The sequence below is a fragment of the Enterococcus sp. DIV1067f genome, assembly GCF_050543505.1.
Classification (GTDB): domain Bacteria; phylum Bacillota; class Bacilli; order Lactobacillales; family Enterococcaceae; genus Enterococcus_D; species Enterococcus_D entomosocium.
On record NZ_CP172940.1, the window covers coordinates 3003552 to 3017711 of the forward strand.

Consider the following 14160-nt stretch of genomic DNA (forward strand, 5'->3'; position numbering starts at 1 on the left):
ACTCACTCGAAATCAATAAAAAAAGTCTTTTCGCCCTCATAGTGTTTCTGCTATGAGCGAGCGAAAAGACTTTTTGCTGAATGATTTGGATGCAGTCTCTTAAAATCGCTACTGACTGCTAGCGATTTTAAGAGTTATTACCTTCGCAGAAGTGTTTACTCTGCTGCTAAAATATCTTCCTTGGCATGGATCATTTGAGTCAAAAAGTCACAATAAGGCGTTGGCACTTGGTACTTGCGGCCTTTTCGTGAGATTGCGCCATTGATATAATCGATCTCGGTTTTGCGATGATTATTGATCAAATCTTGATACATGGATGGATAGTGCATTCCGATGCCTTCTGGATCATAGGTTTCCTCAATATGGTGGACTACTTCGGATACATCCAGTTGAACAGATTCATGGGTAGCAACTGCCGCAAATTCTTCCACAATCGTTTGGACCATCGCACGCGCCGTTGAGGTTTGTCCGAATTGGGCAATATTCACATTTAAAATCGAACACAAACCATTTAGTGTGCCGTTGACACAGGCTTTGCGATAGATGGAGTAGCGAATGTTCTCAGAATAAGACGCATTTAACCCAGCATCAGCCAAGACTGCCGCTAATTGACGGGCATCTTCTTCTTTGCCCGGTTCGATATTTTGCAGTTCTACAGAACCATCCCCAAACAAGCGAACATTACCAGGACCAATCAAGTCCGCCGTCCAAATGGTATTTCCTAAAAAGATTTTATCCGTGCTGACATATTTTTCAATCGTGTCCTCATGACCGATCCCGTTTAATAAGCATAAGACTTTCGTTTGCTCTCCGATCATCGGTTTGATCGTTTGCATCATTTGATCCAGTTGCATCGCTTTAGTAAAGACCAGGATCAAGTCTGCTTGTACAGTCGTTGGGATCTCATTTTGCGAATAGATCGAAAAAGGGACTGCGATCTCTTCACCGTTTAAGTTCGCTCGTAATCCGTGTTCACGGATCGCTTCGATATGCGCCGGCCAGCCGTCGATCAACGTGACGTCATTTCCGCCTCTTTTTAGCATAATAGCAAAACGGCTGCCCATAGCACCTGCACCAGCAATAACAATTTTCATCTGAATTCCTCTTTCCTCTTCCACAATTAGGTATAGTTTACTCTAAAATCATGAAATATGCGAGAGCCTTGCGTTTTTTCTCGATAGGAAAGAAAAAAGAACAATTGGAATAGTTAGATTTTTCAGATAATTAAAAAACGGTTGTTTCCAATTTTGTCCATTCAAAAAAGTCGCACGGAAGATTGAAAACTTGACTGAGCTAAACCAGTTTTCGGACTCACGTGCGACCCTTCTATTCAATTATTTCCTGTGAAACAGTTGTCGTTTTAGGCAGTGACTGTTTCATTTTTTGTTGCAAAGTTTTTTAGCCGTTCAGCTTTTTCCGCTTCTGTGATCCCATGTTGTTCCACGTAACGGTTGTGTTCGTGGATGGCACAATCATAGCTACAGGCACCTAAATGGGCAGCTTGATTTTCTTCAGAAGTCAAAAATTGGCGATTGCATTCTGGGTTGGCACAGTTTACATAGCGCTCGCAAGGTGTGCCATCAAACCAGTCGCGACCGATAACTTTTTTATCCACATGATTGATTTCCACACTAATGCGTTCATCAAAGACGTACATTTTGCCATCCCAAAGCTCGCCTTGAACTTCTGGGTCATTCCCATAAGCAAAGATACCACCATGAAGTTGGGCCACATCATCAAAGCCTTCTCGCAGCAACCAGCCTGAGAATTTTTCACAACGGATACCACCAGTACAATAAGTAACGACTTTTTTATCCATAAATTTTTCTTTATTATCGATGATCCATTGCGGCAACTCACGGAAGCTGCGGATATCGGGACGAACGGCTCCTCGGAAATGGCCTAAGTCATATTCATAATCGTTACGGGCATCGATCACCACGGTATCTTCATCTAACAAAGCTTCTTTGAACGCTTTAGGATCTAAATATTTTCCAGTCATTTCTAATGGATCGATGTCATCTTCCAGGTTCAATGAAACCAATTCTTTGCGCGGACGAACGAATAGCTTTTTAAACGCATGTTCTTCTACTTCATCGATTTTATAAAAAATCCCTTTAAAACGGGGATCAGCTTCCATTTTTTCCATATAGCGATTTGTTGCTTCAACCGTTCCAGAAAGCGTGCCATTGATCCCTTCATTGGCTACTAAAATACGGCCCTTGATGCCAATTTCTTTTCCAAATGCTAAATGCTCCTTGGCGAAGCTTTCCGGATCTTCAATTGTTGTATATTTATAAAATAATAAAACGCGGTATGTCAAACCAATTCCTCCTTTTTTTGCACCCTACAGTATAGGTTATCGCGTGACAAAAAACGAGTTTTATGCTTGTACCTTTTCACACAATCTTTTTCTTTGAGCAAACAGTGTCATGGATTGGTTTGATTGAGCTCTGCCACGAAAAAAGCTGTGACTTGATCCATCGTTTCTCCACGCACCAGATGGCGTTCTTCTCGCGAGATAAACTGCAGATTTGCTTCTGGATTTTCTGCCACAAAGGCTTCCACATCAGCATAAGGAATTTTCTCGTCTTGGGTACCATGCCAAAACAAAAGAGGACGCTGTCCTAATTTCTCTGGTTGAGAAGACAGATCGTAAGCATCCATCCAGCTTAAAAGCTGACCATAATCCTCGGGTACAAAGAACCCAGCAGCGCCAGCGTGCATTTGGATGCGGTCACGGTATTTCAACATGGAAGGAGAACCCATGATACAAGCTGCCGCTGTGATTTCTGGATGCTGGCACAATAAACCGCACGTGGTCATCCCTCCCATAGAGACTCCGCCAACTGCGATCTGCCCGTTGACCAAACCAAGTTTTTCAAAAAAATCGACTAAGTAAGAAAACTCAAATAGATTGGTTTGGATACTTTGCCAAAAAGTTAAAGAAGGAATCTCCGATAGCTGGGTCTTGCGCTCCCCATGATTGGCTGCATCGGGCAAGACCACCCGAAAACCTTCTCTAGCCAACTTTCTGCCTTGTGTCAAAACTAATTCTTTACTCGTCTGCCAGCCATGATAGTAAATAATCAATGGCAGCGGCTCATAAATCATTTCTTCAGGTACGACTTCTAAGACCGGAATATTTCCGATTTTTCTTTTTCGAACAGCTAATTTCATTCTTTTTCACCTCAGCTTAAGTATACAAAAAGTCGCCAAAAGCGCCACTGATACGCTGTAAAAAAAGATCATACCCGAAGAGTATGATCCGTTTTTTCGTTTATGAATGTAAGACCGCTTCTCGAGCCAATGCCAAACAACCGAGGGTTCCAGCGTTGTCTTCCAATGCTGGGGTCACGATATATTTGCTTAACTCAGGTGTTTCAACATACCCATTGACCAATTTTGCAAATGCGTCGTGGACGTTTTGCAGCATATGGCGTTGCTTCATCACACCACCACCAAAAATGATCACATCTGGAGAAAACATCAAAGTTGTATTGTAGGCACATTGAGCAATATAGGAGGCTTCGATTTCCCAATAAGGATCATCTTCTGCAACCTCTTGTCCTTTTTTCCCTAAGCGTTTTTCGATGGCGGGTCCAGCGGCCATCCCTTCTAGACAGTTGCCATGAAATGGACAGCTGCCAGCAAAGTCATCTTCTGGATGAGGGACGACCAGCATATGCCCCATTTCTGGATGACTAAACCCTTCGATAAAGCGCCCTTCTTGTAAGGCACCGCCGCCAACACCTGTACCGATCGTATAGTAAACGACACTGCTCAATCCTTTGCCACTGCCGAAGACATACTCACCATAGGCAGCCGCATTGACATCTGTTGTCCAAGAAATCGGGATCGGAAATTCTTTTTTCATGGTACCGATGAAATCAAAATTTTGCCATGCCAATTTCGGGGTTGAGGTAATGTACCCATAAGTGGCAGAATCGCGATGGATATCGATGGGCCCAAATGAGCCAATCCCAATCCCTGCTAAATCTGCTTGGTATTGTTTGAAGAAATCAATGACTAAAGGCATTGTTTCCTCAGGTGTCGTTGTCGGAAAGCTCATTCTTTCCTTGATCGTCATTTCTTCATCGCCAATGGCACACACAAATTTTGTGCCGCCTGCTTCAATCGAACCGTATAACATGCACATCGCTCCTTTTTTTCTAACTACTTGCTGAACTTGATGCTGCGGCATCATCTGCTTTGACGCGATCGATGGCTACCACTAATGCAATGATCAGGTCATCTAGATCTTCTTCATAGATCACGACTTCATAGGTATCGCCCCAAGAGATCCATTTTTTGTGGATCTCTGCGATCCGCTTGCCGTTGCGGTTGACCACAAAATCCATATCCCACCAATTGCCGTCCACATCGATGCCTTCTGCACTGATGGAATAGCGGGCTTTAAAAAATGTGAAATGTTTTTCTAAAACGATCGCTTCTTGGCCGTGGACTTCCACAAAAAATTTTGGTAATAAACTGAACACTTTTTTGGTGATCTCCGCGATCGGTCGCTGCTGCTCATTGAAGATCGTAAAACTTTTCGGGATCTTAAAAAAACTGCCTTCGACATAATAGCGAGGGTTTTGTAAGTCATCGGTCACGGTAAATTTTTCGCCGATGCTGAAAACCTTCTGTTTGATGTAAAGTTTCTTCAAATACTACACTCCTTTCTCTTTGACATCGCCCGTATTGATCACCGGCTGCGTGCCTTTATCGGTAATGATCGACACCAATAAATTATTGATCAGTTGGACTTTGCGGTCATCTGTGAAATTGATGTCCTGTCCGTCTTCGATTTGTTCTAACGCCATTTGTGTCATGGAGACGGCTCCTTCAACAATGATTTGCCGTGCTGATAAAATTGCTTTAGCTTGTTGGCGCTGCAGCATCGCACTAGCGATCTCAGTCGCATACGCGAGGTGATTTAAGCGGGTCTCTATGACTTCGACCCCAGCAACAGCTAATCGTTCCTGCAATTCTTTTGCCAGCTCCTCCGAGACTTCACTTGTATTGCCTCGCAACGTCAGATCATCGTCATTGAACGTGTCATAAGGGTATTGCGTCGCAATATGACGAATCGCTGTTTCACTTTGGATCTCAATGAAGTCTTGGTAATAATCGACATCAAACAATGCTTTAGCGGTATCTACAACTTTAAATACCACCACTGCCGAGATCTCGATCGGGTTTCCGTCTGAATCATTGACCTTCAACAGCGAACTGTTAAAGTTGCGAACTTTCAATGAAACATTGATTTTTTGGGTTAATGGGGTTGTCACAAACAAGCCGTTGTCTTTAATGGTTCCTAAATATTGCCCAAAAAAGAGGATCGCTTTGGCTTGGTTGGGTTGTACGATCGTTAACGAACTAAGGAAAAGAAACGAAACGATCCATAAAAGAATACTGAGAACGATTTCGAGAACGCTCTCATTTACGAACCCATGATAAAACAAATAACCGCCGCCAACTAATAACCCGATTAGCACAACCAGTGCTAAATACCCATTCACATGAAATGTCTGTTTTTCTGTCATTTTTATTCCTTCCCTTCTTGCTCTTATCTTACCTTGGTTAAAGCCGCTGTGCAAATGTTCTTGCGCATATCAGCGACGATTCCCAATCAAGCTATTTTGTTTTCTGCAACTTTCCCGTTACAATTAAGGTAGGACAAAATTTTTCACAAAAAGGAGTAATTCTTATGGCACAAAAAATTGACTTAGAAACGAGTAAATGGTCGTTGGAATCGATCATTAAAACGGTCGGCACCGATCTTTCCTCTGTTGTGGAGATACAAAACAAAGACGGCATTGACGTTGTAGTGATCTCGAAAGACGAGTGGCAACATCTTTTGGAATTACTCGATGCGCGTCATGCAGAAGGCTATCGGTTAGAACAAGAGCTTCCTGAAGAAATTTTAATTGACGTTGCCGATACCGACAATCAGTATACAGAAGACGGCGAGTTAGAAATGGAACTGCCTGAGCGTGTGCATCCAGCACCTGATTTTGAACTGGATTCAGAAGAAATCGTCGAAAGTGATGACGTACTAGATTAAACAAAAAAGCAAAACGGCCCCGGGCTCGTTTTGCTTTTTTATATCTTTTTTTCTTGCCTTTTGGTAATGACTGCTTGCAATCGTTCGATGGCAGGCTGCAATTCTTGTAGCGCCTCTTCTTCGGGTTCTAACTCTGCACACCGTTGCAGTCGCTCTAACCACATTTCTGGTTCTTTGACGCCCAACTGGCCAATGGCCCAATAAGCCGTTCCTCGAATCACTGGGCGCACGTCTTCTGTCGCACAGCGCCAAATCGCTGGCAAGGCACTGCGATCCCCTACATTGGCTAAGGCGATGATGGCATTACGCTGCAACGGTTTTTTCCCCCGCCAAGAGCCAGATAGATGGCCAAATTGTGCCTTGAAGGCTTTGTTTGATAAAGACAGCATCGGTTGCAGTTTTGGATAAACGGTATCGACTTCAGGCTCCATCTCTTGATGAAAATGGAAGTCTTTCCCCCGATTATAAGGGCAGACCAGCTGACAAATATCGCAGCCGTAAATCACGTTATGCATCTTTTTGCGGTACTCTTCTGGCATCATACCCTTCGTCTGGGTTTGATAGGACAAACAGCGCTGGGCATTCATTCGACCATCGCCCAATAACGCTTTGGTGGGGCAAGCCGTCACACAACGCATGCAATCACCACAACCAAACGGGACTTCTTCATCTGGTTCAAGAGAGATATTAGTGACGATCTCCCCTAGATAAACAAACGAACCAAATTCTTCCGTAATCAGCAAGCCATTACGACCGATAAAGCCAAGACCCGCCCGCTGCGCTGCCGCCACATCCACCAATTCCCCTGTATCGACTTGCGGTGCGAAACGCCATTCGACTTGTTCTTCCATCGTTTGCGCTTGTTCTTTGATAAAGGCGATCAAGCGATCCAATCGTTCTCGCAAAATATCATGGTAATCGATGCCCCACGAGGCACGGGCAAACATGCCGCGTTTTTCATCCCGCGGGACTTTCTCTTTGATTTTTGTCGGATAAGCTAAAGCGATCGCAATGATCGTTTGCGGATTTTCAAATGTCCGTTCAGGATAGATACGCTCTTCGATCACGGGATGCTCAAAACCAGACGTATGACCTTTGGCTTTTTGTTCCCGCAAGGAAGGCTCCAATGCCAAAAACGGCTCCGCTGAAGCAAACCCGATTTTGTCAATGCCAAGCCGCTTGCTTTCTGCAATAATTTTTTCTTTTAAAGACATGCTCGCTACCCTCTTTTGTCCGCTAAGCATCTGCTTCTCGGCTTTTTCTCTTCCCCTATTATACGTAAGCACCTGAAAAAAGTCGATGGTGCGGTTTGTTCCCCCAGTTTTTTTCTTTCTTTAAAAGAACACGTGTTGATTGTTTAAGATTTTAATTAATTTTATCGTTATTTTCCTCGCAACGATTGCATTGCCTTTTTCGAATGCTAGACTAGATAAAGGAATTAGAAAGAAATGAACAAATGAAATGGAGATGCTTATGACTCAATTACCCACCGGCTTGACTGCAGCAGAAGTCGCCAAGAAAACCCAAGAGGGGTTGCACAATGATTATGAAACAAAAACCAGTAAATCAACTGCTGCGATCATCAAAGACAATTTACTGACATTATTCAATTTTCTCAATCTATTGATTGGCGTTTTTTTATTTGCCGTAGGCGCCTATTCCAACATGTTCTACTTAGCGATTATTTTTGTGAATATCACCATTGGGATCAGCCAAGAATTGCACGCGCGTAATTTAGTAAAAAAACTCTCACTTGTTTCACCGCAAACGGTACGAGTGATTCGAGATGCCCAAATCCATGAGATTTCAGCCAAAGAATTGGTCTTAGAGGACGTAGTTATTCTTGGTGCTGGGGACCAAATCCCCGCTGATATGACGGTGCTTTCTGGACTAGTCGAAGTCAATGAAGCGATGCTGACTGGTGAAGCCGATCTGGTTGTCAAAGAAGCAGGTGCTTCCTTACTCTCAGGGAGTTTCATCGTCAGCGGTGAAGTGACAGGAACAGTCCTTCATGTCGGTGCAGAAAACTACGCAGCAAAACTAAGCAATGAGGCAAAGGTCCACAAACCGATCCGCTCTGAGCTGCTTGCTTCGATCCGTAGTGTATCCAAATTCACCAGCTATGTAATCGTTCCTTTAGGGGTGATTTTGTTCTTCCAAGCCTTTATGATGCGAGATGCTGGGATCAAGGAATCCGTCGTCGTTTCTGCCGCTGCCTTATTAGGAATGTTACCAAAAGGACTTGTCCTGCTGATCAGTATCGCCTTGACGACAGGTGTCATTAAATTGGCCAAAAAACGGATTTTGGTCCAAGACATGTATGCCGTTGAAACCTTAGCGCATGTCGATACCCTTTGTCTGGATAAGACGGGGACGTTGACGGAAGGCCATATGGTTCTCGAATCGATCGTTCCTCTCCAAGCCGACAGCGACCCTAACATGCTCTTAGGGAATTATTTGGCAGCCAGTACGGATAACAATTTGACGATGCAAGCATTGCGTCAAGGCTGTCCTGAGCTAACGGATCATCAGCCGATCGACGTCGCTGCCTTTTCTTCACAGCGCAAATGGGGTGCTGTGGCTTTTGAACATCTAGGAAATGTCTATCTTGGTGCACCTGAAAAAGTCGCCGGCTCTGCTGCCTTGCCGCAAGTCATAGAAGCGCAAGAAGCTGGTCTACGGGTGTTGATTTTAGCCGTAGAAACTGATCCAAAAACGCCGACATCCTTTGACCCAACCAACGCACAAGCGGTGGCTGTCTTGATTTTATCCGATATCATCCGCCAAAACGCAGAAGAAACCTTGGCTTACTTAGCGGATCAAGGCATCGATCTAAAAGTGATCTCTGGCGATAATCCAATAGCTGTCGCAGCGATCGCCCATCGTGCAGGCCTAGCGAATGCCGATCAAGCCATCGATCTTTCTACCTTAACGACCGAAGCAGAAGTCCGAGAAGCTGCGACACGCTATACGGTCTTTGGTCGTGTGACTCCTGAACAAAAGAAACTACTCGTTCAAGAATTAAAAGCCAATCAACGGACCGTTGCCATGACGGGTGATGGCGTCAACGATGTGTTGGCACTACGGGAAGCCGACGTCAGCATTGCAATGGCTGCTGGCGACAGTGCGGCTCGTCAAATCGCTAACTTTGTCTTATTGGATTCTGACTTTACTACGTTGCCAGATGTTTTATTTGAAGGACGCCGCGTCGTCAATAACGTGACCAAAGCGTCGGGAATCTTCTTTATCAAGACGATTTACAGCTTCTTGCTCTCATTGGTTTGTATCCTGACATCCAGCGCCTTTCCGTTCTTGCCGATCCAAATCACATTGATCGACTTAGCAATTGAAGGTTATCCATCTTTCTTCCTTTCCTTTGAAGAAAACAAAGCACCGATCAAAGGTCGTTACTTGCCGACAGTCTTGCTCAATGCGTTGCCAAATGCCTTGTTGGTGTTAGTCAATTACTTTGCGATCCGCTTTTTACAAACCGACTACGGTTGGTCGCAATTTGATACGACGACCTTGTTGTACTATTTGTTGATCGGGATCAGCTGTATCGCTGTGATTCGCGCTTGCTTGCCATTAAATCCATTGCGATTGTTCTTAGCGATTACCACTACCGTGGGGATCTATGTCGCAGCAATGCTTTTCCACGGATTGCTGGAAGTCGGTTTCTTGACCGCCGTAACATTGCCTTACTTCCTTGGCATGATGGCATTGAACATCTGCCTGTACGTGGGGCTTTCTTTCCTAACGAAGCGCTTTTCAGCCAAAGTGCTCGTTAAACAATCCTAATTGATTTTGCAGCATCGCTCTTTCTTGCTTTGTCCAGAAAGACGATGCTGTTTTTTTGTCCTCTCCATAGGTGCAACCATACAAGAAGAAAGAAATTTGGTATACTGAACCTGTAGGCGGTTTCAACAAGGACGGTGTTTCTTTGGAAAAGGCAACCCCCTTGTCAAACAGCCAAATTTAATCAGAAAGTGTTGGTGAAATTGGATGAAAAAAAGTATTTTACTCGTTTCTCACAGTCAGCAACTCACCGAAGGATTAAAACAGATGATCGAAGAAATGGCTGATGGCGAGTCAGTCACGATCTATTCTTTAGGCGGGACAGCAGAAGGAGAGCTGGGTTCTGACGCCACGAAAATCGTGGATGCCGTCAACGAATCCGCAGATGCTGAACTGATCTTAGTCTTTGCCGATCTAGGCAGTGCCGTTTTGAATGCCGAACTTGCTTACGACATGCTGGAACCTCAGCAACAAGAACGCTATCACCTGATCGACGCGCCGCTGGTGGAAGGTGCCTTTGCTGCAGCAATCACCGCTGGTTTTAGTGATGATTTGGCGCAAATCGTTGCAGAAGCAAAAAAAGCAGCCGAGAAAGGATGGCATGAAGCATGAAAAAAATCATTAATGATCCCTCAATGATCGTAGAAGAAATGTTGGCTGGTATCGTAGGCAGTTATCCTGAACTGGTCCATCAAGTCGCCGACTCACGGGTGATCGCTAAGAATAATCAAAAAGAACAAGTCGGTCTTGTTTCTGGCGGTGGGAGCGGACATGAGCCGGCCCATGCTGGCTTTGTCGGTGATGGGATGCTTAGCGCCGCCGTTTTAGGCGATGTCTTCACCTCCCCGACCCCCGACCAGATTTTGACGGCTATCCAAGATTCTGATCAAGGACAAGGCGTCTTGTTGATCGTCAAAAACTATACTGGCGATATCTTGAACTTTGAGATGGCCAAAGATATGGCAGAAATGGAAGAGATCACAACGGAGATCGTGGTCGTTGATGATGATATCGCTGTTGAAAATAGCACCTATACTGCTGGGAAACGAGGAGTTGCCGGTACGGTCTTAGTCCACAAGATTTTAGGCGCAGCTGCACGTAGTGGTGCCAGCTTAAGTGAATTAAAAACACTGGGCGATGCCTTGGTTGCATCGATCAAAACCATTGGGGTCGCATTAAAAGCGGCAACAGTTCCTGAAGTTGGGAAACCAGGTTTTGACTTAGCCGATGATGAGATCGAGTATGGCGTGGGTATCCACGGCGAACCTGGTTACCGTCGAGAAAAACTGAAACCCTCACGTGAACTAGCAAAAGAGTTGGTGGAAAAAATCTTGGCGGATTATGAAAAGACCCCAGAAAAAGTCGGTGTCTTGATCAACGGTATGGGTGGTACGCCGCAAATGGAGTTATTCGTTTTTGCCAATGATGTCGCGAAATTACTCGCAGAAAAAGACATCCCTGTCTCCTTCCATAAAGTCGGCAATTTCATGACTTCCATCGATATGCAGGGACTTTCACTGACCTTGATCGACTTCAGCGAAACGGATCACACCGATGCGTTAAATGAAGCCGTCACAACAATAGCCTGGTAAAGGAGCGAATAGAGATGCAATTGACAACAGAAACGGTGCAAGCATGGTTAGATACCTTCACGAAAGAAATCGAAGCAAACAAGGCCTATTTAAGCGATTTAGATACACCGATCGGCGACGGTGACCATGGCAACAATATGGCACGCGGCGTAGCCGCTTATCAAGAAGCTTATGCCAAACAACAGCCAACGACGATCAGTGATACCTTTAAAGTCTTCTCGATGGCAATGATCTCAAAAGTCGGCGGAGCTTCGGGTCCCCTTTATGGTTCGGCGTTTATGAATATGACCAAAGCAACGAAGGAACTAGAAACAATCGACTCCTTTGAACAATTAGGTACGATCGTTGAAGAAGGCTTGACCGGCATCAAAATGCGGGGAAAAGCTGAGTTTGAAGACAAAACGATGGTCGATGTGTGGCAACCTGTCGCAGAAGCCTTGAAAAAAGGTGAATTGACCAAAGACACGATCGAAGCAGCGAAAGAGCATACCAAAGAACTAGTGGCTAAAAAAGGCCGTGCCTCTTATGTTGGTGAACGTGCCATCGGTCATATCGATCCCGGATCGGCTTCTAGTGCGATTTTATTTGAGTCTTTGTTAACGGTGATAGAAAAGGATTAAAAAAACGATGCTCTTACAAAATACCGTTTAAGACAAAAGACAAACCTTATGATTGCATAAGGTTTGTCTTTTTCTTGTTTATTCATCTTGTAAAATCGTTTGGGCAACTAGCTTCACGTATTGATCCATGCCATCTGGATTTGGATGGACCCGATCTTCATAGAACCAGGACTCTTGGTCATTACTCAAATCATACCAATCGATCAAGGTCATATTGTCGTATTTTTCCGCCATGCGCTCCAACATCCGATTGACTTCATTTTGCCAACGCTGTGTCGGTACCCGTACATTGATCCAGTAGACTTTGCGATCACCGATCTCGTTCATAAAGCTGTCAAATTGGGCTTCTGTAAAGGAACCATTCGTCCCTAGCCCCACAAGGACGGTATCCCGCAAAAGATTTTTTTCTTTCAAGTCTTTGATCAATTCAGGGCTCGCATACAGCTGGCGCCCAACATCCCCATCAACTACCGCTTGGGTAAAGACTTCTTTCAAGTCAGCCGTTGCATCCAGCATCACAGAATCACCAAAAGCCGTGATTTCAAGAGATTCCGCTTTTTTCACTTGGGCTGCTGTTAAATCATACTTTTCCATGATATTTTTTTCATCTTCACTCGTGTTCGCCTCATCATCCGCTTCATTTCCTTCAGCATTCGCGTTCTTTTGCGATTGCTCTGCCGCTTTTTTATTGGCCGCAATGTTGTCTTTCAACTGCTGCTGCTGGGCATCGACATAATTCGTCGGTGCAGTCACGACGCCAAACAAAGCAACGAGGGTAATGAGTAAGCTGGGCACTAACCACGGTTTTTTCCAACTAAAAATTGGTTTACTGAACCAACCGCGGACCGTTCTGAATGTATCTTTGTACTGGAATTTACGCATTGGGTTTTCGATAAACCGATAGGACAATTCACTGATAAACAAGATCAAGAATAGTTCCACTAACGTGTGCATCAGCACGTTCTCACCGATATTTCCCACTTTTGCTTCGTAAAAAATCATCACTGGAAATTGATACAAATAGATCCCATAACTGCGCTTGCCGATATAACTGAAAATCGGATTACTCAATACACGATTCAAACTGGCTCCGGGATGAGCGGTGACTGCCACAAGAATCGTACATAGGATACTGATCAAGAACATGCCGCCATAATAGACAAAGGTCAAATGATCATCTAAGAAAAAGAACGCTGCGATCAGACCAGCCAAGGAAGCAAAACCAGAGATATTTAAGACCCGTTTGGCTTTTTGCGGTATCTCTTTCTTCAAGTGGGTACTTGGCCAAATGAATGCTAAGGCACTCCCCATCCAGATCGAAAAGAGCCGCGTATCTGTTCCATAATAGACCCGTGTCGGATCAGCGCCTGGTGTGTAAAGGACCGCTAACAGAATTGCCGATAAAATCGTGACTGCGGCAGTAAATTTAAAGGCGCGATGCCTCTGCTTGCCGATTTTCATCAACAAAATAAACACTAAAGGCCAAATCAGATAGTTCTGTCCCTCCACAGCCAGTGACCACAGATGGGTAAAGGGGGATTCATTGCCGAACCGATCAAAATAGGATAACCCATGATTGATCTGCCACCAGTTGTTGTAATACAGCAGCGAGCTAACAAAAACCCCGCGCAAATTATTCAGCAGGTTTCGCTGGAACAAAGTGATATACGCTGCTGAGATAAGCAGCATCACCACCATTCCTGGATAGAGCCGTTTCATCCGCCGAACATAAAAATCTTTGACTTTGATTTTGCCGTTTTGATCCCACTCTTGCCTCAGCAAGTCAGTGATTAAATAACCTGATATGACAAAGAATACTGGAACTCCTAAATACCCGCCTCGCATATGAGTAGGTAGTAAATGATATAAAATAACGCCGATGACTGCCAAGGTTCGAATGCCGTCAAACCCGGTAATATAGCGGCTTGTGCTTAAACGTTTATTCATTTTTCAACCACTTTTCTCTAATTGATCCAATTGTTTCATAAAAAAACAATTTCAGCATGAACGCTATTGATTCCATACTCTCATAATTTACCAGAAATCCCCCATATAAAGCTAGCAACATCTGCTATATTTCAAA

13 protein-coding genes are annotated in these 14160 nt (G+C 44.4%); 5 read left to right on the forward strand and 8 right to left on the reverse strand.

Translation table 11 applies throughout. From position 1 onward, the window contains the following. Nucleotides 1–155 precede the first annotated feature (155 nt). From IGJ42_RS13800 to IGJ42_RS13825, 6 genes are all read right to left on the reverse strand, one after another. Nucleotides 156–1094: a 2-dehydropantoate 2-reductase gene (locus tag IGJ42_RS13800; protein ID WP_086316570.1), complete on the reverse strand. Its 939-nt coding sequence runs from the start codon at nt 1092–1094 to the stop codon at nt 156–158. Between the two features lie 266 nt (nt 1095–1360). Next, a complete protein-coding gene (locus IGJ42_RS13805) occupies nt 1361–2323 on the reverse strand; it encodes a rhodanese-related sulfurtransferase (RefSeq protein ID WP_201688363.1) in 963 nt (320 codons plus the stop codon). A gap of 107 nt (nt 2324–2430) precedes the next feature. Then, nucleotides 2431–3180 (reverse strand): alpha/beta fold hydrolase, encoded by a 750-nt coding sequence (locus IGJ42_RS13810; protein WP_430615752.1) that lies wholly within the window; start codon nt 3178–3180, stop codon nt 2431–2433. Nucleotides 3181–3280: 100 nt separating this feature from the next. Then, nucleotides 3281–4153, reverse strand: coding sequence for a fructokinase ScrK (scrK, locus tag IGJ42_RS13815; RefSeq protein ID WP_196043767.1), 873 nt, complete (start codon nt 4151–4153; stop codon nt 3281–3283). A 19-nt stretch (nt 4154–4172) separates the two neighbouring features. Next, on the reverse strand, nt 4173–4670 hold the full coding sequence (locus IGJ42_RS13820) for an LURP-one-related/scramblase family protein (RefSeq protein WP_005233908.1): 498 nt from the start codon (nt 4668–4670) through the stop codon (nt 4173–4175). A 3-nt stretch (nt 4671–4673) separates the two neighbouring features. Next, nucleotides 4674–5549 (reverse strand): SPFH domain-containing protein, encoded by an 876-nt coding sequence (locus IGJ42_RS13825; protein WP_008379560.1) that lies wholly within the window; start codon nt 5547–5549, stop codon nt 4674–4676. Between the two features lie 164 nt (nt 5550–5713). Here IGJ42_RS13825 and IGJ42_RS13830 point away from each other — a divergent pair, with 164 nt between their 5' ends. Continuing rightward, nucleotides 5714–6070 carry a hypothetical protein gene (locus IGJ42_RS13830; protein WP_087664602.1) on the forward strand — a complete coding sequence of 119 codons (357 nt, stop codon included), beginning with the start codon at nt 5714–5716 and terminating at the stop codon, nt 6068–6070. A 38-nt stretch (nt 6071–6108) separates the two neighbouring features. On the opposite strand, the gene queG is transcribed toward IGJ42_RS13830, so the two are convergent. Then, entirely contained in the window at nt 6109–7284 is a 1176-nt protein-coding gene (queG, locus tag IGJ42_RS13835) for a tRNA epoxyqueuosine(34) reductase QueG (protein ID WP_087664601.1), read from the reverse strand. A gap of 259 nt (nt 7285–7543) precedes the next feature. Between queG and IGJ42_RS13840 the strand changes: the two genes are divergently transcribed. The 4 genes from IGJ42_RS13840 to dhaL all read left to right on the forward strand — a co-directional run bounded on the left by IGJ42_RS13840 (nt 7544) and on the right by dhaL (nt 12077). Further along, the gene (locus IGJ42_RS13840; protein ID WP_034872141.1) at nt 7544–9868 is read left to right on the forward strand and encodes an HAD-IC family P-type ATPase; all 2325 of its coding nucleotides are present in this window, start codon (nt 7544–7546) and stop codon (nt 9866–9868) included. Nucleotides 9869–10072: 204 nt separating this feature from the next. Beyond that, the gene (gene dhaM, locus IGJ42_RS13845; RefSeq protein ID WP_005228160.1) at nt 10073–10477 is read left to right on the forward strand and encodes a dihydroxyacetone kinase phosphoryl donor subunit DhaM; all 405 of its coding nucleotides are present in this window, start codon (nt 10073–10075) and stop codon (nt 10475–10477) included. Continuing rightward, nucleotides 10474–11457 carry a dihydroxyacetone kinase subunit DhaK gene (gene dhaK / locus IGJ42_RS13850; RefSeq protein WP_061053301.1) on the forward strand — a complete coding sequence of 328 codons (984 nt, stop codon included), beginning with the start codon at nt 10474–10476 and terminating at the stop codon, nt 11455–11457. Before dhaM ends, dhaK begins: the two co-directional genes overlap by 4 nt. 14 nt (nt 11458–11471) lie before the next feature. Further along, nucleotides 11472–12077: a dihydroxyacetone kinase subunit DhaL gene (gene dhaL / locus IGJ42_RS13855; RefSeq protein WP_005233893.1), complete on the forward strand. Its 606-nt coding sequence runs from the start codon at nt 11472–11474 to the stop codon at nt 12075–12077. Nucleotides 12078–12155: 78 nt separating this feature from the next. Here dhaL and IGJ42_RS13860 read toward each other — a convergent pair whose 3' ends face one another. Continuing rightward, nucleotides 12156–14024 carry an acyltransferase family protein gene (locus IGJ42_RS13860; RefSeq protein ID WP_430615754.1) on the reverse strand — a complete coding sequence of 623 codons (1869 nt, stop codon included), beginning with the start codon at nt 14022–14024 and terminating at the stop codon, nt 12156–12158. Nucleotides 14025–14160 lie beyond the last annotated feature (136 nt).